We start from the raw sequence: 22,393 nt of genomic DNA on the forward strand, positions 1-22,393 counted from the left end.
GTGGAGCCCGAGGTCATACACGCCGCCGGAGAACTGGCGAACCTTCCTGGTCACAGTCACAGGATTACTATACACATGCCGCAGGTCTAGTGCGGAGAAAGATGGGCTCAGGTGAACAGTGCAGATACGAGCACCCAGTTGAAGTCAGAGCAGCCCAGAGAAGCCATTCCCCACCCCGCTAAAGCGGGGCGTCCCCTGGATAGGTTCTGATGGCAGTGAACCCCCGCCCCGGCCGCCCTGTGATGCTGGGTCAGAACCAGTACGGCAAGGCCGAGAACCGGGTCGTGAAGATCACGCGGGACGGCGCCACCCACCACATCAAGGACCTGAACGTGTCCGTCGCGCTGAGCGGCGACATGGACGAGGTCCACTACTCCGGCTCCAACGCCCATGTGCTGCCGACCGACACCACCAAGAACACGGTGTACGCGTTCGCCAAGGAGCACGGGATCGACTCCGCCGAGCAGTTCGGCATCCACCTCGCCCGGCACTTCGTCACCTCGCAGGAACCGATCCACCGGGCCCGGATCCGTATCGAGGAGTACGCCTGGGAGCGGATCGCGACCTCCGACGCCCACGCCGGGTCCACCGGCGCCGACGAGGTCAGGCACTCCTTCGTGCGCCAGGGCCAGGAGACCCGGCTGACGCAGATCACCTACGACGGCACCTCGTGGGAGGTCGTCTCCGGCCTGAAGGACCTGGTCGTGATGAACTCGACCGACTCCGAGTTCTGGGGCTTCGTCAGGGACAGGTACACGACGCTCCCCGAGTCCCACGACCGCATCCTGGCCACCCAGGTCTCCTCCCGCTGGCGGTTCAACTGGACCGACGACGAGCAGGGGATGCCCCACTGGGAGGAGTCCTACGAGCAGACCAGGAAGCACATGCTCCAGGCCTTCGCCGAGACGTACTCGCTGTCGCTGCAGCAGACGCTGTACCGGATGGGCGCCCGCATCATCGACCACCGCGGTGAGATCGACGAGGTCCGCTTCTCCCTCCCGAACAAGCACCACTTCCTGGTGGACCTGGAGCCGTTCGGGCTGAAGAACGACAACGAGGTGTACGTCGCCGCCGACCGCCCCTACGGCCTGATCGAGGCCACCGTCCTGAGGGACGGCTCCGAGGCGAGGATCCCGACGGACCTCACCAACCTCTGACCGCACCGCTTTCGGCACCCGCGGCCGGCGGACGCACCTTCCCGCTCCCCGGCCGCGGCACTCAGAACTTCCAGGGTCCTGCCGTGCCCTCTCCACCGAAGTCCGCTGAGCGAAAGGGACGCACCATGGCAGCAGCCCAGCGCATCGTCATCGAGAACTGCGCGATCGCGACCGTGGACGCCGACGACACCGAGTACGCCTCCGGGTACGTCGTCGTCGCCGGCAACCGCGTCGAGGCGCTCGGCTCGGGCAGGGCCCCCGAGGGCCTGGAGAACGTCGTACGCCGCATCGACGCCTCCGGCCACCTCGTGACCCCCGGACTGGTCAACACCCACCACCACTTCTACCAGTGGATCACCCGGGGCCTGGCCACGGACCACAACCTCTTCGACTGGCTCGTCGCGCTCTACCCGGTCTGGGCGCGCATCGACGAGCGGATGACGTACGCGGCCGCCCAGGGCTCGCTCGCCATGATGGCCCGCGGCGGCGTCACCACCGCGATGGACCACCACTACGTCTTCCCGCGGGGCTGCGGCGACCTGTCGGGCTCGATCATCCGCGCCGCCCGCGAGACGGGCGTCCGCTTCACCCTCGCCCGCGGTTCGATGGACCGCGGCCAGAAGGACGGCGGCCTGCCGCCGGACTTCGCGGTCGAGACCCTCGACGGCGCGCTCGCCGCCACCGAGGAGACCGTCAGGCGCCACCACGACGCCTCCTTCGACGCCATGACCCAGGTCGCCGTCGCTCCCTGCTCCCCGTTCTCCGTCTCCACCGGCCTCCTGCGCCAGGGCGCCGAACTCGCCCGCCGGCTCGGCGTGCGCCTGCACACCCACGGCTCGGAGACCGTGGAGGAGGAGAAGTTCTGCCACGAGCTGTTCGGCATGGGCCCGACCGACTACTTCGAGTCCACCGGCTGGCTCGGCGAGGACGTGTGGATGGCGCACTGCGTCCACATGAACGACTCCGACATCGCCGCCTTCGCCCGGACCCGCACCGGCGTCGCCCACTGCCCCTCCTCCAACGCGCGGCTGGGCGCCGGTATCGCCCGGGTGCCGGACATGCTCGCCGCCGGTGTCCCGGTCGGCCTCGGTGTCGACGGCACCGCGTCGAACGAGTCCGGCGAACTCCACACCGAGCTGCGCAACGCCCTGCTCGTCAACCGTCTCGGCGCCCACCGCGAGGCCGCCCTGAACGCCCGTCAGGCGCTGCGCCTCGGCACGTACGGCGGCGCCCAGGTGCTCGGCCGCGCCGACCAGATCGGCTCCCTGGAGCCCGGAAAGCTGGCCGACCTGGTGCTGTGGAAGCTGGACACCCTCGCCCACTCCTCGATCGCCGACCCGGTCACCGCGCTGGTCTTCGGCGCCGCCGCCCCGGTCACGCTCTCCCTGGTCGACGGCGAGGCGGTCGTCGAGAACGGCCGGCTGCTGCACGTCGACGAGGACGCGATCGCCCGCTCCACGCGGGACGAGGCGCGCCGGCTGGCGCGGCTCGCGGCCCAGGGCTGACCGGAGCCGGACTCCGGCCGGGAGGGACGGCTCCCGGCCGGCGGCCGTGGACCGAGCGGGGTCCATGGCGGCCGTGTCCGGGGCGCGCTCGCCCGAGCGCGCCCCGGAACGTTCCCTCATCCCCCTGAGATCACCGAGCCGGCGGCGACGCCTCGGGCCCCTGCCACGCCATGAGGTTGGCGAACAACTCGGCCTGCTCCACCGCGTCGTCCAGCGCGGTGGGGGTCCCCCCTGCTTGAGCGAAGTCGAAAGCTTGGGGGAGGGTGTGTCGGCGCCGTGACAGGAGCTCGCGCGGCATCGTGCCCTTGACCACCGCGCGCAGCGGCAGCCCCGCCTTGGTGGCGTACAGCGTCTTCATGTCCATGCAGCCGGAGTGGCCGAAGGGGCTCGCCCCGGTGAAGCGGATCAGATACCAGTAGAGGAACGTCCAGTCGAACGACGCCGGATAGCCGCACATCACCGGCTGGGCGCCCGCGGTGACCTCCCGCACCCACTCGGTGAACTCGGTGAGACCGGCCGAGGGTTCGGCGCCCTCACGGCCGAGACGCTCCCGGTCCAGCCCGCTCACGGCGAGCGCCTCGGGCACGAACTCCTCGCTGATCGGCCGGAGTTCCCGGTAGAAGGTCCGCTCCTCGGGGTCGGCGGCCGTGAACCCGTCCGCGTCCTGCCGCCCGGCGACCGCCGCGCCCAGGCTCAGCATCGAGTACGGCCCGGGGATCGGGCCGTCGGCCTCGATGTCCACGGAGATGTACAGACTCGGTTTGATGCGTCGTGGGGCCATGGGACGGGAGCATCGCAGGCCGACACCCGGCCCCGCACGCGGATTTGGCGCGCGCGGGGCGCTACAGGCCGAACAGGGCCGGGTCGGTCGCCAGCTTCTTGAAGTACGCCTGCGGCTCGGGCAGCAGCCTGCGCTCCTTCAGGTCCAGCAGTCCGCCGACCCCGACCAGTTCGGCCGCGACCGTCCCGTCGGCCTTTCTGATCGTCTGGCGCATCCGGAACGTCCTGCCCTCGCCCCACTCGAAGACGCAGGTGATGTCGACCTCGTCGCCCGCGAGCAGCTCCCGCAGGTAACGGATGTTCGTCTCCAGGGCGACCGGGCCCACGCCCGTCGAGATCAGGCCGGCCTGGGTGATCCCCGCCGCCCGGAGCAGCGACCAGCGGGCGTGCTCGGCGTAGTTCAGATAGACCGCCTGGTTGAGGTGGCCCTGCACATCGGTCTCGTATCCGCGGACCGTCACGCGGACGGAGAACGGATCGGTCATGGCTTCCCCCTGTCGTGGCGGGCGCCGCGCGCCCTTGGTCCCGGCATGCTCGTCGTCCCCATCATGCCCTCCGGGGGGAGGCCAGCAGATACCGCGCCCGTGTCCGTGGCTCGGTGTGCTCGCCGGCCTGCCAGCCCGCCCGCTCCAGCGTGGCCGCGCAGGCCCGCAGCGTCTCGCCGTCCGGTGCGTGGACGGCGACGGCCTCGGGCTGCGCGGTCGCCCGCACCCGGTAGCCGGCGGAGTCCGTACCGGCGGGGTGATGCCCCGCGGCCTCCAGCGCGAGCGCGGCGGCCTGCACCAGATGCGTCCGCTCCCAGCCGCACGGCCGGTCGGTGGCGCCGTCCGGGTTCGTCATCCGGCGCAGCTCCAGCAGGCCCTGCCAGGCGCTGTGCACCTCGCGGACGCGCGAGGGTCCGGTGGCCGACGGCGCCTCCTCGCCCCCGATGCGCGCCGCGAACACACCGGTGGACGCGGGGGCCGGGGGCCGAGCCGATCCGGTCTCCGGCGCGGTGTCCCGTCCGGTCTCCGGCCCGGTCTCCCGCGTCCGGTGTCCCGCCGGGGTCAGGAAGTGGTCGTGCGGCGGCCGGGGATGGCGGAAGGCGAGCCCCCGCTTCACCAGCGCCGCGAGCTGGGCCTCAGTGCCCCTGAGCCGCCCGGTCACCGGATCGGCGGCGTCGATGACACGCCGCTGCGCGGCCGTCGGCGGTCGTGTCACGGCGTGCTCCCTCCGGGCGCTGGGCGGTCCTCCCACCGCTTCGAAGGCTACGACCCGGCTCTGACATTCCACCCGGCGACGACGGGCCGCCCGTGCTCGGTGCCCAGCCGGCCGAGCGCTCCCGTCGCCAGCTGGAACAGCGCGCCGTCCTGGGGCGGCAGTCCCAGCCGCCGGGCGGTCAGCACCCGCAGGAAGTGCCCGTGCGACACCAGCACGACCGCGCCCTCGGTGTTCGCGAGGGCGGCGTCGACCTTGCCCAGCATCCGGTCGGCACGGGCCCCGACCTGCTCCACACTCTCCCCGGGATGCTTCGGAGGACCGGGCGTCACCCCGTCGGTGAACAGGAACCAGCCGGGGCGCTCCCGCTGGATGTCGACGGTGGTGATTCCCTCGTAGCCCCCGTAGTCCCACTCCAGCAGATCGGCGTCCACCCGTACCGCGCCGCTCAGCCCGATGAGCTCGGCCGTCTCCCGCGCGCGCTGCAGGGGGCTGACGAAGCAGGCGCCGATCCGGTGCGAGCGGATCAGCGGCACCAGCCCGCGTGCCTCCTCGCGGCCGTGGTCGGTCAGCGGGACGTCCGTCAGGCCGGTGTGCCGCCCGGAGCGCGACCACTCGGTCTCCCCGTGCCGCACCAGCAGTAGATCACCCATACGGCACACGATAGGTGCCCGCTACTGCCGGTACCCGCCGAGGAACCGCCCGATCCGCCCGATCGCCGCTTCCAGATCGTCCGCGTGCGGCAGCGTGAGGATGCGGAAGTGATCCGGTGACGGCCAGTTGAAACCCGTCCCCTGGACCACCTGGATCTTCTCCCGCAGCAGCAGGTCCAGGACGAACCTCTCGTCGTCGTGGATCTTGTGCACCTCGGGGTCGATGCGGGGGAACGCGTACAGGGCGCCCTTCGGCTTCACGCACGAGACCCCGGGGATCTCGTTGAGCTTCTCCCAGGCCACGTTGCGCTGTTCGTGGAGCCGGCCGCCCGGCGCGGTCAGCTCCTGGATGGACTGCCGGCCGCCGAGCGCGGCCTGGATGGCGTACTGCGCGGGCGCGTTGGCGCACAGCCGCATGGAGGCCAGCATGGTCAGGCCCTCCAGATAGTCCCTGGCGTGCTGCCTGGGTCCGGTCACCACCAGCCAGCCGGAGCGGAAGCCCGCCACCCGGTACGTCTTGGACAGGCCGCAGAAGGTCAGGACGACCAGGTCGGGGGCGAGGGCCGCGGCCGAGTGGTGCACGGCGTCGTCGTAGAGGATCTGGTCGTAGATCTCGTCGGCGAGGACCATCAGGCCGTGCCGGCGGGCCAGGTCGAGGACGCCCTCGACGATCTCCTTCGGGTAGACCGCGCCGGTGGGGTTGTTCGGGTTGATGAGGACGACGGCCTTCGTCCGGTCGGTGATCTTCGACGCCATGTCGTCCAGGTCGGGGTACCACTCGGCCTGTTCGTCGCACAGGTAGTGGACCGCCTTGCCGCCGGCGAGGGTGGTCACCGCCGTCCACAGCGGGAAGTCGGGGGCGGGGATGAGGATCTCGTCGCCGTCCTCGACGAGCGCCTGTACCGCCATCGACACCAGTTCGGAGACGCCGTTGCCGAGGAAGACGTCGTCGACGCCGACCTCGATGCCCAGGGTCTGGTAGCGCTGGGCGACCGCGCGGCGGGCGGAGAGGATGCCGCGCGAGTCGGTGTAGCCGTGCGCCCGGGGCAGCATCCGGATCATGTCCTGGAGGATCTCCTCCGGCGCCTCGAAGCCGAAGAGGGCGGGGTTGCCGGTGTTGAGGCGCAGCACGCTGTGCCCCGCCTCCTCCAGCGCGTCGGCGTGCTCGATCACCGGGCCGCGGATCTCGTAGCAGACCTCGCTCAGCTTGCTCGACTGGCGGAACTCCATGCGGTGCGCCCCTCCGGTTGTGGTGTTGCTTGGTTTTACCAAGTGCGAGCTTGGAAAGTCCAACGACATGTCTAGACTGCGTCGCATGCCACCTCGCCGAAGCTACGACCAGTACTGCCCCGCCGCCCGTGCGCTCGATGTCGTGGGCGACCGCTGGACGCTGCTGATCGTCCGTGAACTCCTCGCCGGGCCGCGCCGTTACACGGACCTGCACGCGGATCTGCCGGGTGTGAGCACGGACGTGCTCGCCTCGCGGCTGAAGGACATGGAGCGCGACGGGCTGGCGACCAGGCGCAGGCTGCCGCCGCCCGGTGCGGCGTACGTCTACGAACTCACCCCGCGCGGCGAGGAGTTGCTGCCGGTCCTCCAGGCGCTCGGTGTGTGGGGGCGGTCCGGGCTCGGCGAGCGGCGTCCCACGGACGCGGTCCGGGCCCACTGGTTCGCGCTGCCCCTGCTGCGGGCCCTGGAAGGCGAGGGCCTCGAAGGCGAGGGCCTCGTCGAAGTGCGCCTGGAGGAGGGGGACTTCCATCTGTGGGTGGGAGCCGAGGAGGGTGCCGTGTACGGCGACGGGCCCGCGCCCGGTGAGCCCGACGCCGTGCTCGTCCTCGGCACGGACACCTGCACGGCCCTCGCCCGCGGCGAGGTCGGTGTGGCGGAGGCCGTACGCGACGGGCGGATCACGGTGACCGGCGACGGCACCCTCGCCAAGGCGCTACGGGAGGCGTGAGGAGAGGCAGGAGGCCCGCACGGTGGCGGGCCTCCTGATCGGCGTCCCTTTCGCTCGGTGGTCCTTCCGGCCGGTGGCCCCCGGTGGTACAGGGGCTCAGGCGATCAGACCCCGGTCGGCCGTCCGGCCCCCCGCGTCAGCGCGTACCCTCCGATGCCGGCCAGCGCGGCCAGCACGCCGCCGACCGCGGTCCACACCCACCGGTCGGACCACCAGCCGGAGGCCCAGCCGTCCTCGGGCTCGATGCTCGACAGCACGGCCGAGTCCTCGTCCTCCTCACGGGAGTTGACGACGGCGGCACCCGGCACCAGCGGCTCCGCCAGCGAGCCGTCCACGGCCGCCGCGCCGCCGATCTCCTTGGCCTCCACCCGTACCTCGGCGCCCACCGGCAGACCCAGGTCCGTCGTCGGCAGGCCCACCGCCGTCAGACGGATGTAGTAGGTGCCCGGCAGCGGGTCGTTCGCCCAGGGCTCCGACCAGGCACGCACCGTGCGCAGCGTGCAGGCCAGCTCCAGCGAGGCGGCGTCCGCCGCCGCGGTGCGCGTCTGCGGCCCGTACTGGCAGGCCTGGCGCCGCCGCAGACCGTCGTACACGTCGATCTGCCAGGTCTCGGCGGCGTGCGTCTGCGGCAGCTTCACCGTCGCCTTGACGGTGGGGCGCTGACCGGCGTCCGCGGGGAACGACCAGTACAGGTAGTCGCCCGCGGAGGCGTCCGCGGTGGCCGTCCGCCCCTGGTCGATCTCGGCCGCCGTACGGAACGACGTGCCCGCCTGCACGGGCGCCGACTCCTCCTGCGACGGGTCGGGCGACGGGGAGTCGGCCGCGGCCGGGGCGGCGGCCCATCCGAGCGCCAGCAGGGCCACGCCCAGAACTCGCACGATACGCATCAGTTGGTCCTCCAGACCGCGACCCGCCAGCGTGACAGCCAGCCCCACAGCACACCGGCGACGAAGCCGGTCAGGACGAGGGCGCCGAGCAGCCACCAGCCGCGCCCGAGGCCGAACGCGGCCACGTCGTCCGACGCGGACGGCCCGTCGACGATGTCGATCGTCAGCTCCACCGGCAGCCCGGGGGTCGTCTTCACGCCCGGGGCCGCCGAGTAGGAGTGGGTGACCTGGAGGCACACGCTCTCGGCCACGGGCTCTTCCTCGTCGCTGTCACGCTTCGGGTAGCGCAACCCCGTCGAGATCACATCCGTACGGCCGTTGCCCGCCGCCTCGCCCCGGACGATCTCGCGGCCCTTCGCCGTGACCGCCCGCAGCAGCACGCCGTACGCCGGGGTGACGTCGCGGTCCGCGGACACGCTCACGGAGGCACGCAGTTCCTGGCCGGGCAGCACATCGACCCGGTACCAGCGCTGCTGCCCGAACTCCTCGCGGTCGGTGAACAGGCCCGACTTCAGCGTCGGCGCCTGCGCGCACCGCTCAGCGCCCTCGGCGGCCACCGGCGTCACCACGGGATCGGCCGCACGGTCGACCAACTGGTTGACCCGGTCGGTGAGTTCGTCCGTGTGCTGAATCGACGTGTACGTGCCGCCGGTCGCCTCGGCGATGCAGCTCAGCTGCTGCCGCATCTTGGTGTTGGGCACCAGGCCGAGCGTGTCGATGGTGAGACCGATGCCCTTGGCGGCTATCTCGCGGGCCACCTCGCACGGGTCGAGCGGGGCGCAGGTGTCCTCGCCGTCGCTGATCAGCACGATCCGCTTGGAGCCGGTGCCGCCGTCCAGGTCGTCGGCGGCCTTCAGCAGCGCCGGGCCTATCGGGGTCCAGCCGGTCGGCGCCAGCGTGGCCACCGCCGTCTTGGCCTCGGTGCGGTCCAGCGGGCCGACCGGGTAGAGCTGGGCGGTGTCCTTGCAGCCCGTCTTCTGGTCGTCGCCCGGGTAGTTGGCGCCGAGGGTGCGGATGCCGAGCTGCACGTCCTCCGGTGTGGCGTCGAGCACCTCGTTGAACGCCTGCTTCGCCGCCGCCATCCGCGACTGGCCGTCGATGTCCCGTGCCCGCATCGAACCGCTGACGTCCAGGACGAGGTCGACCTTGGGCGCGGCGGCCGTGGTCTCGTCGGCGAGGGCCGTCGACGGGAGCGCGATCCCGGCCGCCAGCGCGGCGAGCAGGGTGAAGGCCCCTGCCGCCAGCCGTTGTCTTGTGATCATCGGCGGATCCTATTGACCGGAGGTGTCGCACTCCAAAACAGGAGATCGTCGGGGCCGCACGGGCGGCCGTCCGGCCCCCGAACACCGGTCAAACAGCCGACGGGGCAAGCGGATTGGGCAACTCCGCCCACAGGTCGCCGACCCGTCCCGGCGACAGCCGCATCAGCGTCAGCGCCTTCGCCGGCAGGGGCTCCTCGCGCAGCGCGGCGAGGTCGGGGCTGCGCGGCAGCTCGCGCACGGCCGTCTCCAGCGCCGCCGCGAGCGCCGGCCCCGATCCCGCGGCCCCGGCCAGCGCGCCCGCCACCAGCGAGCCGAACAGCTTGCGGCGCAGCGCCGTCACGTCGTCCGTGACGATCCGGGCGGGAAGTTCCGGGTCCGGGATGCCGTGCCGGGCCAGCCGGGCCGGGCTGACGCGGATGTCCGCCAGGTCGCGGTAGACCAGCCGCACCGGCGCACCGCTCGCCGAGAGGACCACGAGGAGGTTCTGGCCGTGCGCCTCCAGCGCCACGCCCAGCTCCAGCAGCCGCAGCCCGACGCCGAGGGCGAGCCGCGCGAACTCGCCCAGCCAGGCCGCGGAGCGCGTCAGACCCGCGCTCGCCAGCGCCGCCACTGGCAGCACCCGCTCACCGGCACCGCCGTACTCCTCGGGCGACTCCCGCAGCACGGCCGCCAGGTCCGGCGAGCCGTCCGTGACCGCGCCCAGCGTGCGCGTGACGTGCAGCAGGCCGTCGGTGCGCGCCGCCAGCTCCTCCGCGAACGCCGACAGGGTCATGGACGCGGCGACCGACGGCACCGAGATGTCCCGCACGGACGAGGTCAGACGCGCGCTGAGCGCCGTCTTCACGTGCACCCCGTCGTCCAGGGCGAGGGTGCGCAAGGACATCAGCGGGTGCGCGGTCAGCCGCGCCTCGCACGGCCGCTTGAGCACATGCGCCGCCTGCCAGGGATGCACCGGGACCAGCACCCGCTCGCCGTCCCGCATCCGGTCCGGCCACGCCCCCGTCACGAGGCACGCCTCCGCCGGGACCGGCACCAGACCGAGCCCCACCAGCGGACGGTGCTCGGGGGCGTGGGCGAACTGCTCGGCCACCGAGAAGCCCGGTCGGGAGCGACAGTTCGGGTGGAAGGGATGCCCGTCCACCACCCGCTGCTCCCACTCCCAGTCATGCTCGGGCCACTCTTCCGAGTGGGTCGGCTGTGCCGCCCTCGACAGGGCCAGGGAGGCCGCGCTGTGGTCGAGTTCCACGGCGAACTCCGCACCGTGCGGTACGGCCAGCTCCGTCATCAGCCGTGCCGGACGGTCGTACGGCACCCCGTCGAGCCGTACGGCGGTGACGTAGGCGGCGGTGGAGTACGGGTCCGGCGCGGGGCCGCGCAGCCGGCGGCCGTCACGCAGCCGCAGGGTGACGCCGTCCGGTCCCGGCACGCGGCCCTCGATCCAGGGGAGCGGCTCATGGGTGAGCGCGCGCCACAGACGCGTCAGCACGGCCGCCCGGGCGGCGGGCAGTTCGGCCGCGTACCGCGCGGCGAGGTCCGGGCGGACGACGGACAGCTCGTCGGCGACCTCGGTCTCGGCGGTGGGGGGACGGTGCACGGGCGGGCTCCTCGGGAACGAGTCGGGGCAAGCTGCCCCGACCTCGGCGGTCACGGCGGGGGAGACGACCGCGATACTGATCGTCTCCGCCCGAATGAACCGTAGGGAACGAGTGGAACGCGTGGACCTCATCCCCCCACCCGGAGGCGCCGACGCCGGGGCACCCGGCGACGTCACCGATCCGGCCGACGCCTGTGCCGCCGCGCCGCTGCTCAACTGTCTGCTGCGCGAGGTGGCGCTGCCCCTGCCCGGCCGGAACGGGGTCTACCGGCTGCCCGGCGGCGACCGGCTGCTGCGGGTGCGCGGGAACCGGCGTCCCACCGCACCCGAGGTGCACACCCCCCACGGCTGGCACCGCCTCGACCACACCGGACTCGTCCGGCTCGTCGCCGACGAACTGCGCCGCCACACCGGTCTGACCAATCACGAACTGCCCGCCGAGATGTCCGACAGCCGGGACGCCGTCGCCGCCATCCTCGCCGCACGCGCGCGTACCGCCCCACCGGACGACCCCTACCTGCGCTCCGAGCAGTCCCTGATCACCGGCCACCCCCACCACCCCGCCCCCAAGGCGCGCGGCGGCGGACCCGTCGCCGAATGGCTCCCCTACGCCCCCGAGGCGCACGCCCGCTTCCCCCTCGTCCTGCTCGCGGTGCGCGAGGACACCGTCGTCGAGGAGGGCGACACCTCGGCGCTCGACGCGCTCGGCGATCCCCCGCCCGGCTACCGGCTGCTGCCCGCCCACCCCTGGCAGCTCGACCTGACGGCCCGGGAACTCGCACCCGCCTTCGCCGACGGCCGGCTGATCCGGCTGGGCACCACCGCCGCCCCGGTCCACCCCACGGCGGCGATCCGTACGGTGTACGCGCCGGAGCACGACCTCTTCCTGAAGTTCAGCCTCGACGTGCGCATCACCAACGACGTGCGGCGGCTGTGGCGGCACGACCTGCTGAAGCTGCGCCGCACCGACGCCGCCGCGAGCCGGGCCCTGACCGGCGGCACGGCGGCCTGGCTGAGCGACAGGGGCTACCGCACCGCCGGCTTCGCCTTCGAGGAACTCGCCGTCCTGGTCCGTGACGGGCTGCGCGGACACGTCCCGCCCGGCGCGACCCCCTACCTGTCCGCCGGGCTGGTCGAGGGCTTCACGGGCAGCCCGCTGGACGGCCCGACGGACCCGGCGTACTGGTGGGAGGCGTATCTGCGGCAGATGGTGCCCCCCGTCCTCGCGGCCTTCGCGGACCACGGCGTCGTACTGGAGGCGCACCTGCAGAACTCGCTGGTGGCCTGTGACGCCGACGGGGTACCGGTGCGGGCACTGTTCCGGGACGCCGAGGGCGTCAAGCTGCTGCCGGACGTGGACCGGGCCGCCGGCTGGGAGCGGCTGGTGTACTGCCTCGTCGTCAACCACCTGGTCGAGCTCGCCGAGGTCCTCGCCGAACGCCACCCGGGGCTGGACCCCTGGCCGGCCGTCCGCCGCGAACTGTCCCGGCACGACCTGCCCGAGATCGCCGGCCTGCTCACCGCGCCGTCACTCCCCGCGAAGACGAACCTGCTGCTGCGCTGGACGGGCGCGGACGGCGCCGACGCCCGCTACCGTCCGTTGCCCAATCCGCTGTCCGAGGGATAGGCCCCGGTAACCCGCCTCACCCGTCTGGCTTACCCTGACCGCTGGGCCGCGCGGTGGTCGGCCAGGGCGGAAGGGCAGAGCATGCTGGAGCCGGTGGGTCTCACAGACGCCGAGACCGATGCCTATCGAGCCCTCGTCTTCGCCGTCTCGGCGTCGGCGGCGGACGTGTCCACGTCGACGGGCACGGAGGTCGCGGCGGCGCAACGCCTCCTCGCGGCGCTGGAGGCGAAGGGCCTGGCGCGCGCCGTGGAGGGCACGCCGGGACGGTTCGTCGCCAACCCGCCCGACGTCACCCTGCTGCCCCGGCTCGAACGCCGCGCCAGTGACCTGGACAAGGCCCGCACCGTCATCTCCGAACTCATGGAGACCTATCGCCATCACGCCTGGGCCCGGGACGCGGGTGACGTCGTCGAGATCATCACCGGCGCCGCGGCGCTGCGCCAGCGCCTCCAGCAGATCCAGTCCACCGCCCGCCGGGAACTGCTCTGGTTCTGCAAGGCGCAGTATGTGGCGATGCCGTCGGGCACCAACGAGGCCGAGTTCGAGGCGATGGCCGACGGGGTCGCCTACCGGGTCCTGTACGAGCAGGCGTTCTTCGACGACGCCGGCGCGGTCGACAACGTCGTCAAGGGCGTGCGGGCCGGGGAGGTGGCGCGCGCCGTGCCCGCGCTGCCGCTGCGGATGGCGATCGCCGACCGGTGCCTGGCCATCTGCCCGCTGGCGCCGGCCGGCCCGGCGAGCGACCCCAGTGAGGTGACCGCCGCGGTCATCCGCGGCAGCAGCCTGCTGGGGGCGCTGGTGGCGCTGTTCGAGCGCTACTGGGAGATCGGTGTCCCCCTGCACGTCACGCCGGAGGGCAGGCTCGGCGGATCGGGCACGCAGACCGACCCCACCGCGCTGACGGCGGACGACCGGCATCTGCTGTCCCTGATGGTCGCCGGGCTCACGGACCAGGCCATCGCCGGTCAGCTCGGTATCAGCCGCCGCACCGTCCAGCGCCGCATCCAGGGCCTGATGAGCCTCGCGGGTGTCGCCACCAGGATGCAGCTCGGCTGGCACGCGGCCCGCCGCAACTGGATCTGAGCCCCCGAAAAAGGGGCGGGTGTCCACCGCGGACTTCCCATGGTCGCGTGTGGACACCGCCCTGTGGCCGCCCGCGCCGCTCAGCGGGCAGTCGCCGATCGGGTGCGGCTGCTCTGAGCCCGACGCGGGACCGTCCGAGCCCGGGGCGGGGGCCGGAGGCTGTGCGCGCACGCGGGCCCTGGAGGACACTGGACGCGTGCAGGGCTCTGTGGCGAGTGAGAGCTGATCGTTATGTCTGCGTCGCACACCACCGGTCGCCCGGTTCACGGCCACGTGGTCCGGGAGGGGATTCACGTCCTGGTGGATCAGCAGGGCCTGATGGCGAGATGGAGCCCCGCCGCCCAGAAGCTGCTCGGTTACCCCGAGGAGGCCGTACGGGGCCGTCCGGCCCTGGGTCTGCTCGTGGGCATGGGCGCCGACGGGGGCCCGCTCTCCCACGCCGAGGACTTCACCGTCGCGCTGCGGCACCGCGACGGCGGTGTGGTGAGGTGCCGGCTGGCCGTACGGCCCCAGCGCACCGACACGGGCGCGGGGTGGGACGTGCTGCTGGTCCCGGCCGATCCGGGCGGGACCGCCGAGCCGGGCGGGACGACCGAGCCGGGCGGGACGACCGAGCCGGGCGGGGCCGCAGATCTGGACGGGACCGTCGAGCCGGTAGGGACGGCTGAGCCGGGCGGAGCCGTTGAGCCGGTCGGGACCCCGGAGCTGGAGCGGGCGCTGCTGGAGATGCTCTTCACGCGCTCCCCCACGGGGCTGTTTCTCCTCGACCCGCAGTTGCGCATACTGCGGTTCAACCCCGCGGCCGAGGGCATGCAGGGCACCGCCGTCGAGGAAGCCCTGGGCAGGCGCCCGTCGGAGGTGTGGTCCGGCTTCGGCGTGCAGTCGGTGGAGCGGGTGATGGCGAACGTGCTCACCAGCGGAGAGCCGGCGGTCGGCGTGGAGAAGCGGATACACCCACCCGGCGATCCCGAGCACGAGCACGTCTACTCCGCCTCCGTCTACCGGCTGGAGGACGCCGAGGGCAGGGTCCTCGGCATCGCGGACGCCACCGTCGACGTCACCGACCGCCACCTCGCCCTTGAGCGGCTGACCGTGCTCGCCCAGGCCAGCACCCGGATCGGGGCCACGCTCGACGCGATGGACACGGCCCGTGGTCTGGCGGAGGTGTCCGTTCCGGTCGTGGCCGACAGCGTCGCCGTCGAGGTGCTGGAACGGGTTCTCGCGGGCGAGGACCTGGAGCCCGGACCCGTACGGCCCGCCACCGTGCTGCGCCGGGCGGCCGTCCGTTGCCGCGGCGACGGAGGCCCGGGGAGGGCCGGTATCCCTGAGGACGCCCTCCCTCCCATGGACCCGGGCGAGGTGCTCGCCGATCTCCGTCCCCGTCTGGTCAACCCGCTCTCCCCGCTGGGGCAGCAGATCCTGCGCGGCATGAGGACGCCGGCCTGCGACGGCACGGGGGCACACTCGATGATCGTCGCGCCGCTGGTCGCCCAGGACCGGGTGCTCGGGCTCGCGACCTTCTGCCGCTGGGGGGAACGCCGGCCCTTCGGCGTGGACGACCTGGCCCTTGTCTCCCAGCTCGCCCGGCGCACGGCCGAGAGCCTGGACAACGCCCGCCGGCATCTGCGCGAACACAACTCGCTGGTCGGTCTCCAGCGCGCGCTGCGTCCGCGCGGACTTCCGCCCCAGCAGGCGCTGGAGGTGGCGCACACCTATGTGTCCGCGGGTTCCGGCGGCGACTGGGTCGACGTCGTGCCGCTCTCCGGGGCCAGGGTGGCCCTCGCGGTGGGCCGGGTGCCGGGGCGTGGCATACAGTCCGCCGCCGCGGCGGGCCGCCTGCGGGCCGCCCTGCACACGCTGTCGGACCTGGACCTGGAACCGGACGAACTGCTCGCCCGGCTCGATGACATGCTGCGCGGCCCCGGGCATGTGAACGGCGGGACGACCGGCTTCGCGAGCGACGACGACCAGTCGGTGCCGGCCCCGAGCGGCAGGACGCCCGGCCACGGGCGGGAGTGCGGAGCCAGCTGCCTCTATCTGATCTACGACCCCGTGTCCCGCCGCTGCTCGGCCTCCACCGCCGGTCATCCCTGGCCCGTGATGGTCGGTCCGAACGGCACGGTGACGACGGTGGACCGTTCGGTCGGAGACACGCTGTGCTGTCCGGGCGCGCCGTTCTGCAGGGAGGACTTCGAGGTCCCCGAGAACTCCACGCTCGTGCTCTACACCCCTGGGCTCCTTCAGGCGTTCCCTCCGAAGGAGCCGGAGGGGGAGCCGGAACAGGCCCCCTCTCCCCCGGGCGAGGACCGCCTGGCCGCCCTGCTCGCCCGCCCGCCGGGCCCCGCGCAGTCGACGGTCGCGACGCTCACCGACGTGCTGGTCCCACCTCGGCCCCGCGACGACGCGGCCGTCCTGGTGGCCCGCACCCGCGCACTCGACCCGGGCCATGTCGCCTCGTGGGACCTCCCGAGCGACCCGGCCACGGTCGCCACGGCCCGCTCCCTCGCCACGCGGCAGCTCAGCGACTGGGACATGGACGAAGCGTCCTTCGTGACCGAACTGATCGTCAGTGAACTCGTCACCAACGCGATCCGGTACGGCAAGCCGCCCGTGTCGCTGCGGCTCATCCGCAGTCACGTCCTGACCTGCGAGGTGTCCGACGGGAGCAACACCTCCCCGCGGCTGCGGCATGCCCGCACCTCGGACGAGGGAGGACGCGGGCTGCTCCTCGTCGCGCGGGTCTCCGAGCGCTGGGGGACCCGCTACACCGAGGACGGAAAGATCGTCTGGGTCGAGCAGAGCACCGACGACTGACCGGCGCCGTGGCGGGCTGACCCGGGGCTAACCCGGCAGGTGTTCCTTGGCCCAGGAGCCGAGCTCCTGAAGCGCGGGTTCGAGCGCGGCCCCGGCCTCGGTCAGCCGGTAGGAGACCCGCAGCGGCGGTCCCTCGTCGACCTCGCGCACGACGAGCCCCGCCGCGCCCAGCTCGCTCAGCCGGTCGGAGAGCATGCGCTCGCTGATGCCGGGGATCGCCCTGCCGAGGTCCGCGAAGTGCGCGGGCTGTCCCACGAGCACGGCCACGATGGGGCCGGTCCAGCGCTTCCCCAGCAGCTGGAAGACCCGGGTGATGCCCTCGTCCACCCGCTTGCACGCCCCTGCGTCGTGAACCTGCGCGTCCGTCATGCCCTCAGGGTACTACCCTCCTGTATGGGGGTGAAAAAAAGTAAGCTCCCATGCTATTAATAGCTACGCACTGGAAATCAGCCCCTGAAGCATCGCTAGGGGCTTCGTTCTGCTGGAGAGATTCATGGCCACACTGCTGCACATCGACTCGTCGGTCTTCCCGGGCGAGGCGTCCTCGTCCCGCACGGTCGCGGAGGCCTTCCGCAAGACCTGGCTGGAGCAGCACCCCGGCGGCACCGTCGTCCACCGCGACCTCGCCGCGAACCCGGTACCGCACATCACCGCCGACTCGCACACCGCCGGCTTCGCGGATCCGGACACCCACACGTCCGGGCAGGCCGCGGCCTTCGCGGAGCGGGTGCGGCTGATCGAGGAACTGGAGCAGGCGGACGCGCTGCTGATCGGCGCGCCGATGTACAACTACACGATCCCCTCCACGCTCAAGGCGTGGCTGGACAACGTGATCCTCTTCGGCCGCACCGTCGGCGACACCCCCTCCGCCAAGGGCACCCCGGTCACCGTCGTCGCCAGCCGTGGCGGCTCGTACGCGCCGGGCACGCCGAAGGAGCCCTTCGAGTATGTGCAGAACTACCTGCGGGCGGTCCTCGGCGACACCCTCGCCCTGGACGTGGACTTCATCGTCCCGGAACTCACCATGGCCCCGCACAACCCGGCGATGAACCAGCTGATCCCGCTCTTCGAGGCATCCCGCGACCGCGCCTTCCAGGAGGCCGCCTTCAAGGCGAAGCAGCTCGCCGAGCGCATGGCGGCCTGAACGGCCCTGGCCCGCCCGCCGGACCGGCGCCTTCCCCTACGAGGCGCCGGTCCGGCCCCCGCGCGGCGCCTGGTCCGCTTCCGAAGGCGCGCGGGGGCACCGATGCGGCGATCCTGAAGGTGAGGCGACCGTCCTGGAGGCAGAGATGGAAGTGAGCCGACTCGGCATGGTCGTGCACGGCGGACGCAAGGAGGCCCTGGACGCCGCCTGCGTGGTCCGCGCGTGGTGCGAGGAGCACGACGTCCGCTGCACGGACATCGACGTCTGGGGGAACGGCGGCCGGCGCAGCGCCGGTGAGGAGGTCGCCGCCGCGGGCGATCCCGATCTCATCGTCACCCTGGGCGGCGACGGCACCTTCCTGCGCGGCGCCCGGCTGGCCGCCGAGAACGACGCCCTCGTCCTCGGGGTCAACGTGGGACGGGTCGGCTTTCTCACCGAGGTGCCGGCCGCCGGTGTGCGCGCCGCGCTGGACGCGGTGCGGGACGGCCGGGAGCTGCGGATCGACAGCCGGATGCTGCTCGCCCTGCGTGCCTCCCGCCGCCTGGAGGTGCCGACGGGCTTGGAGGCATGGGTGCGCTTCGGCCGCGGCCCGCTGCTGCCGCCTCCCCAGGTGCGCCCGGACTGCACGATCGACCCGGACTGGGGCATACCGCTGGACGTCACCGCGCTCAACGACGTCGTCCTGGAGAAGGTGGCCCGGGACCGGCAGGTCTCGGTCGGCGTCTACGTCTCCGGTCAGCTCCTCGCCTCCTACTCCGCCGACGCGCTCCTGGTGGCCACGCCGACCGGTTCCACCGCCTACAGCTTCGCCGCGGGCGGCCCGGTCGTCTCGCCGCGTGCCGATGCCCTGGTCTTCACGCCGGTCGCCCCGCACATGGCGTTCGACCGCTCGGTCGTGACGGCCCCCGACGAGCCGGTGGGGCTGCGGGTCCTCGAACGGTCGGGCCCGGCCGCGGTCAGCATCGACGGCCAGTTGCGCGGCGTGCTGGACCCCGGTGACTGGATCGGCGTGTACGCCGCCGCGCGCCGGCTGCGGGCCGTACGGCTGGAGCCGATGGACTTCTACGGGCGGTTGCGGGACCGCATGAACCTGACCGACGCCCCGGCCGCGGTCGCCGACGGACCGGCCGCGCCGCTGTGGTCGATGACCAGCCCGCCGCCCGGAGACCTCGACCATCTGGCACTGCTGACGCGCACCGGAGGCACCGCGGCCCTGCGGTGACCGGGGCGGGTCAGGTGCCGCGTCTGCTGCGGGCGTTTGCCTCGGCGACCAGGACGCGCAGCAACTCGTCCTGGTCCAGGAGCCGGAGCTGCTCGGGAGCCGCGTCCCACTCCCGCCCGCCCGCGAGCGGGCGGACCTGGAGATACGGGCCCTCGCGCCCCATGACCCGCCCGCACCGGTCCCGGCGGGTGTCGTGGACGGCGTCCCCGACGCCCGGCACCTCGACGTCCCCGGTCATCCGGCGGCCCCCTTGAGGATCACGTCCGCGAGCATCAGCGCCACGGGCGCGGAGCACACGCCCAGGTGGACGAGCGCGTGACGGGCCTCGCTCTCACGGTCGTCGGCCCACGGCGTGCGGACGTCCATCGCGGGCAGCTGGACGCCGGCGAGGCTCAGGGCGGAGGCCAGCGCGTCGCGGGCGTCGAGAGCTTCCTGGATCTTGGGCGGTACGGGAGTCATGCGCGTCCTCCGAGCGGTCGGTTCCGGCGATCGGCTGAACGGACCACGCCGCCTCGATTATGCTGCGTAGTCCGGACGTGACGAGCATGCGCCCGGACGCGCCCGGTCACGCCGTGGACGGGGCGCTCCTTCCCCGCCGCCCGGGGCCGGTTCCACACCTTCCACATCAGCAACGGAGCCAGCCGCCATGCCGCAGCGCCGCGTCGTCACCGGTCGGAGCCAGGAGCCGCGGCAGCGGTTCGCGGAGGAGCTGCGCACCCTGCGCGCCGCGAGCGGGACGAGCCTGCGGCAGCTCGGCGAACGGCCCGGCTGGGACTGGTCGTTGTTCGGGAAGATGGAGAAGGGGGAGACGCTCGGCAGCCCCGAGGTGGTGCAGGCCCTGGACACCCACTACGGCACCCCCGGGCTGCTGCTGGCCCTCTGGGAGCTGGCCGCCGGGGACCACACGCAGTTCCGCGAGCGCTACCGCCGGTACATGGCGCTGGAGTCGGAGGCGGTGAGCCTGTGGCACTTCGCGGTCAGCGTGCTGCCGGGGCTGCTGCAGACGCCGGGCTACGCCCGCGAGGTGCTGGCCGCTGGAGGGTTGCGCGGCAAGGAACTCGACCAGCAGGTCGACGCGAGGATGGGGCGGCGGGAGTTGTTGGAGGGGGAGGACGCGCCCCCGTTCCGCACGATCCTCTCCGAGGCGGTGCTGCGGACGCCGTTGCGGGATGCGGGGGAGTGGCGGGGCCAGTTGGAGCACATCGTGAAGCTGGCCGAGAGGCCGACCGTCACGGTGCAGGTACTTCCCCTGGCGGCCGGTATGCACGGACTCGACAGCACCGCACTGATGTTCCTGCGCCTCCCGGGCGGCGCTACTGTGGCGTACACGGAGAACGCGCACCGTGGCGAACTCGTAGACGAGCACGCAGCGGTGGAGCGACTGCAGCGTGCGTACGATGCGATGCGCGACCTGGCGTTGCCCCCGGCCGAGTCGCGGAAGTTCGTCCTGGCCACCCTGGAGGAAGCCCCGTGCGAGGAACCGACCTGAGTACCGCCGGCTGGCGCAAGAGTTCCTACAGCAACTCGGACGGCGGTGAGTGCATCGAGGTCACTCACGACTTCCACGGCATCGTCCCCGTGCGGGACAGCAAACTCCCGCACGGAGACGTGCTGATCTTCCCTGCGGCCCCGTGGGTCGCCTTCCTCACCGGCGTCAAGGAGGGCTCGCTCAGCCCCCGTTGACCGCGGACGCGATCCGGTCGCCGATGTTCTTGTCGATGTTCCTCCAGTACTGGAGCGCGCGGTCCACGACCGGACGGGACACGCCCTGGAGCAGATGACCGCTGACGTTCGAGACCAGCCGCTCACGGGCGGCGTCGTCGAGCACCTCGCGGACCTGGGTCCCGGCCTGCCCCCAGTCGTCGTCCTCGGCGTGCAGCTTGGTCGCCTCACGGACCAGCTCACCGGCGGTGTGCCAGCTCGCGGCGTCGCCGAACTGGCCGAAGTCCGCGGCCGGCCCGCCGTACGAGTTCGGCGCGTACGGCATCGAGGCGCGGGACGGCTCGTACCGCATGGGGCCGTCCTTGGCGTAGGAGTTCACCGGGGCGTGCGGCCGGTTCGGCGGGAGCTGGGCGTAGTTCGGTCCGATCCGGTACCGGTGCGTGTCGGGGTACGAGAACAGCCGTCCCAGCAGCATCTTGTCCGGCGACGGACCGACACCCGGCACCAGGTTGGACGGCTCGAACGCGGCCTGCTCGATGTGGATGAAGTAGTCCTCGGGGTTGGTGTCGAGGACCATCCGTCCGACGTCGATCAGCGGGTAGTCGCCGTGCGGCCACACCTTGGTGAGGTCGAACGGGTTGAAGCGGTAGTCCGCCGCGTCCTCGAACGGCATGATCTGGACCTTGAGGCTCCAGCTCGGCGCGTTCCCGGAGTCGATCGCCTCGAACAGGTCGCGGCGGTGCCTGTCCGCGTCGGACCCGGCCAGCTCGTCCGCCTCCGCCTGGGTGAGGAAGTCGATGCCCTGATCGGTCTTGAAGTGGTACTTCACCCAGAACCGCTCGCCGCCGCCGTTGATCCACATGTAGGTGTGCGACGAGTAGCCGTTCATGTGGCGGTAGGTCTTCGGGATGCCCCGGTCGCCCATCAGCCACGTCACCTGGTGCGCGGACTCGGGGGACAGGGTCCAGAAGTCCCACTGCATGTCGTTGCTGCGCAGCCCGGTCGCCGGGTGGCGCTTCTGGGAGCGGATGAAGTCCTGGAACTTGATCGTGTCGCGCACGAAGAAGATCGGCGTGTTGTTGCCGACCATGTCGTAGTTGCCCTGCTCGGTGTAGAACTTCAGCGCGAAGCCGCGCGGGTCGCGCCAGGTGTCGGGCGAACCCTGCTCACCGGCGACGGTCGAGAAGCGCGCCAGCATCTGCGTGCGCTTCCCGGGCTGGAACAGGTCAGCCTTGGTGAACTGGCTGACGTCGTTGGTCACTTCGAAGAACCCGTACGCCCCACTGCCCTTGGCGTGTACCACCCGTTCAGGCACCCGTTCCCGGTTGAACTGGGCCATCTTCTCGATCAGGTAGTGATCCTGCAGCAGGATCGGGCCGTCGGCACCCACGGTGAGCGAGTGTTCGTCGCTCTCCACGGGGATGCCGGAGTTGGTGGTGGTGTACGGGGCCGTCCGGGGCTCCTGAGTCATGAGCGTCCTCCTGCCTGAGGCGATATCCAGGTCGCTTCGCTCACCCCAGCCAGTCAACTCCGCCGCCATGACATCAGCAACATTTGGACTGGATCCAGATCGAGCCCTGTTCCGGGGTGGGCCGGACCGTGTACCCCTCTCTCAGTGCCTCCACTCCGTCACGCGCCGCCACGTCTCGCCGCGCACGGAGTGATCTCCGCCTCCGAGGCCACGTACCGGTCGCACCGCGGGTTGTGGCAGGGGCCCGCGACCCAGACCGGGACGTAGACGCCCATCGTCTTGTGGCGCTCCACGACGTCTTCCACCGGCTGGCGGCACGAGTGACAGGAGTGCGGCCGCCGCGGCGGACTGCTTTGCTTCTTCATAAGTGACATTTTA

General features: G+C 72.3%; 23 protein-coding genes. 10 read left to right on the forward strand and 13 right to left on the reverse strand.

From position 1 onward, the window contains the following. Positions 1-209: 209 nt before the first annotated feature. Entirely contained in the window at positions 210-1,157 is a 948-nt protein-coding gene (gene pucL, locus ACWCPM_RS14620) for a factor-independent urate hydroxylase (protein WP_450976510.1), read from the forward strand. A gap of 125 nt (positions 1,158-1,282) precedes the next feature. Continuing rightward, on the forward strand, positions 1,283-2,662 hold the full coding sequence (locus ACWCPM_RS14625) for an 8-oxoguanine deaminase (RefSeq protein ID WP_450976511.1): 1,380 nt from the start codon (positions 1,283-1,285) through the stop codon (positions 2,660-2,662). A 130-nt stretch (positions 2,663-2,792) separates the two neighbouring features. Here the strand turns inward: ACWCPM_RS14625 and ACWCPM_RS14630 are convergent, their stop codons facing one another. The 5 genes from ACWCPM_RS14630 to ACWCPM_RS14650 all read right to left on the reverse strand — a co-directional run bounded on the left by ACWCPM_RS14630 (position 2,793) and on the right by ACWCPM_RS14650 (position 6,522). After that, positions 2,793-3,443 carry an exonuclease gene (locus tag ACWCPM_RS14630; RefSeq protein ID WP_450976512.1) on the reverse strand — a complete coding sequence of 217 codons (651 nt, stop codon included), beginning with the start codon at positions 3,441-3,443 and terminating at the stop codon, positions 2,793-2,795. Positions 3,444-3,504: 61 nt separating this feature from the next. Then, positions 3,505-3,927, reverse strand: coding sequence for an acyl-CoA thioesterase (locus tag ACWCPM_RS14635; protein WP_450976513.1), 423 nt, complete (start codon positions 3,925-3,927; stop codon positions 3,505-3,507). A 61-nt stretch (positions 3,928-3,988) separates the two neighbouring features. Next, on the reverse strand, positions 3,989-4,642 hold the full coding sequence (locus tag ACWCPM_RS14640) for a hypothetical protein (RefSeq protein ID WP_450976514.1): 654 nt from the start codon (positions 4,640-4,642) through the stop codon (positions 3,989-3,991). 47 nt (positions 4,643-4,689) lie between these two features. Further along, positions 4,690-5,292: a histidine phosphatase family protein gene (locus ACWCPM_RS14645; protein WP_450976515.1), complete on the reverse strand. Its 603-nt coding sequence runs from the start codon at positions 5,290-5,292 to the stop codon at positions 4,690-4,692. A 21-nt stretch (positions 5,293-5,313) separates the two neighbouring features. Continuing rightward, positions 5,314-6,522, reverse strand: a complete 1,209-nt coding sequence (locus ACWCPM_RS14650; RefSeq protein ID WP_450976516.1) for a pyridoxal phosphate-dependent aminotransferase — start codon at positions 6,520-6,522, stop codon at positions 5,314-5,316. 85 nt (positions 6,523-6,607) lie between these two features. Between ACWCPM_RS14650 and ACWCPM_RS14655 the strand changes: the two genes are divergently transcribed. Beyond that, entirely contained in the window at positions 6,608-7,249 is a 642-nt protein-coding gene (locus ACWCPM_RS14655; RefSeq protein ID WP_450976517.1) for a winged helix-turn-helix transcriptional regulator, read from the forward strand. Between the two features lie 104 nt (positions 7,250-7,353). On the opposite strand, the gene ACWCPM_RS14660 is transcribed toward ACWCPM_RS14655, so the two are convergent. The 3 genes from ACWCPM_RS14660 to ACWCPM_RS14670 all read right to left on the reverse strand — a co-directional run bounded on the left by ACWCPM_RS14660 (position 7,354) and on the right by ACWCPM_RS14670 (position 10,992). Continuing rightward, positions 7,354-8,136, reverse strand: a complete 783-nt coding sequence (locus ACWCPM_RS14660) for a hypothetical protein (protein ID WP_450976518.1) — start codon at positions 8,134-8,136, stop codon at positions 7,354-7,356. Next, a complete protein-coding gene (locus ACWCPM_RS14665) occupies positions 8,136-9,398 on the reverse strand; it encodes a VWA domain-containing protein (protein WP_450976519.1) in 1,263 nt (420 codons plus the stop codon). The genes ACWCPM_RS14660 and ACWCPM_RS14665 overlap by 1 nt, the downstream gene beginning before the upstream one ends. An 88-nt stretch (positions 9,399-9,486) precedes the next feature. Then, complete coding sequence (locus ACWCPM_RS14670; protein ID WP_450976520.1) at positions 9,487-10,992, reverse strand: IucA/IucC family protein; 1,506 nt, start codon at positions 10,990-10,992, stop codon at positions 9,487-9,489. A gap of 112 nt (positions 10,993-11,104) precedes the next feature. On the opposite strand from ACWCPM_RS14670, the gene ACWCPM_RS14675 reads away from it, so the two are divergent. The 3 genes from ACWCPM_RS14675 to ACWCPM_RS14685 all read left to right on the forward strand — a co-directional run bounded on the left by ACWCPM_RS14675 (position 11,105) and on the right by ACWCPM_RS14685 (position 16,516). Continuing rightward, complete coding sequence (locus ACWCPM_RS14675; protein WP_450976521.1) at positions 11,105-12,619, forward strand: IucA/IucC family protein; 1,515 nt, start codon at positions 11,105-11,107, stop codon at positions 12,617-12,619. A gap of 93 nt (positions 12,620-12,712) precedes the next feature. After that, a complete protein-coding gene (locus ACWCPM_RS14680; protein WP_450976522.1) occupies positions 12,713-13,702 on the forward strand; it encodes a helix-turn-helix domain-containing protein in 990 nt (329 codons plus the stop codon). A 300-nt stretch (positions 13,703-14,002) separates the two neighbouring features. After that, positions 14,003-16,516 carry a SpoIIE family protein phosphatase gene (locus tag ACWCPM_RS14685; protein ID WP_450976523.1) on the forward strand — a complete coding sequence of 838 codons (2,514 nt, stop codon included), beginning with the start codon at positions 14,003-14,005 and terminating at the stop codon, positions 16,514-16,516. Positions 16,517-16,543: 27 nt separating this feature from the next. Here the strand turns inward: ACWCPM_RS14685 and ACWCPM_RS14690 are convergent, their stop codons facing one another. Beyond that, positions 16,544-16,885, reverse strand: coding sequence for a winged helix-turn-helix transcriptional regulator (locus ACWCPM_RS14690; RefSeq protein WP_450976524.1), 342 nt, complete (start codon positions 16,883-16,885; stop codon positions 16,544-16,546). 124 nt (positions 16,886-17,009) lie between these two features. Between ACWCPM_RS14690 and ACWCPM_RS14695 the strand changes: the two genes are divergently transcribed. Beyond that, positions 17,010-17,660, forward strand: coding sequence for an FMN-dependent NADH-azoreductase (locus ACWCPM_RS14695; protein ID WP_450976525.1), 651 nt, complete (start codon positions 17,010-17,012; stop codon positions 17,658-17,660). A 145-nt stretch (positions 17,661-17,805) separates the two neighbouring features. Continuing rightward, entirely contained in the window at positions 17,806-18,882 is a 1,077-nt protein-coding gene (locus ACWCPM_RS14700) for an NAD(+)/NADH kinase (protein ID WP_450976526.1), read from the forward strand. A 10-nt stretch (positions 18,883-18,892) separates the two neighbouring features. Here the strand turns inward: ACWCPM_RS14700 and ACWCPM_RS14705 are convergent, their stop codons facing one another. Both ACWCPM_RS14705 and ACWCPM_RS14710 read right to left on the reverse strand, forming a co-directional pair. Then, positions 18,893-19,120: a hypothetical protein gene (locus ACWCPM_RS14705; protein ID WP_450976527.1), complete on the reverse strand. Its 228-nt coding sequence runs from the start codon at positions 19,118-19,120 to the stop codon at positions 18,893-18,895. Further along, positions 19,117-19,341 carry a hypothetical protein gene (locus ACWCPM_RS14710; protein ID WP_450976528.1) on the reverse strand — a complete coding sequence of 75 codons (225 nt, stop codon included), beginning with the start codon at positions 19,339-19,341 and terminating at the stop codon, positions 19,117-19,119. The genes ACWCPM_RS14705 and ACWCPM_RS14710 overlap by 4 nt, the downstream gene beginning before the upstream one ends. A 187-nt stretch (positions 19,342-19,528) precedes the next feature. Here ACWCPM_RS14710 and ACWCPM_RS14715 point away from each other — a divergent pair, with 187 nt between their 5' ends. Together ACWCPM_RS14715 and ACWCPM_RS14720 are read left to right on the forward strand one after the other, a co-directional pair. After that, complete coding sequence (locus tag ACWCPM_RS14715) at positions 19,529-20,371, forward strand: helix-turn-helix domain-containing protein (RefSeq protein ID WP_450976529.1); 843 nt, start codon at positions 19,529-19,531, stop codon at positions 20,369-20,371. Then, positions 20,353-20,565 carry a DUF397 domain-containing protein gene (locus ACWCPM_RS14720; RefSeq protein WP_450976530.1) on the forward strand — a complete coding sequence of 71 codons (213 nt, stop codon included), beginning with the start codon at positions 20,353-20,355 and terminating at the stop codon, positions 20,563-20,565. The genes ACWCPM_RS14715 and ACWCPM_RS14720 overlap by 19 nt, the downstream gene beginning before the upstream one ends. Here ACWCPM_RS14720 and ACWCPM_RS14725 read toward each other — a convergent pair. Next, complete coding sequence (locus tag ACWCPM_RS14725; RefSeq protein ID WP_450976531.1) at positions 20,552-22,015, reverse strand: catalase; 1,464 nt, start codon at positions 22,013-22,015, stop codon at positions 20,552-20,554. The two genes, ACWCPM_RS14720 and ACWCPM_RS14725, sit on opposite strands and share 14 nt — an antisense overlap. A gap of 158 nt (positions 22,016-22,173) precedes the next feature. After that, complete coding sequence (locus ACWCPM_RS14730; RefSeq protein WP_450976532.1) at positions 22,174-22,380, reverse strand: hypothetical protein; 207 nt, start codon at positions 22,378-22,380, stop codon at positions 22,174-22,176. Between the last annotated feature and the right edge of the window lie 13 nt (positions 22,381-22,393).

It is taken from the genome of Streptomyces sp. NPDC002309 (genome assembly GCF_053593375.1).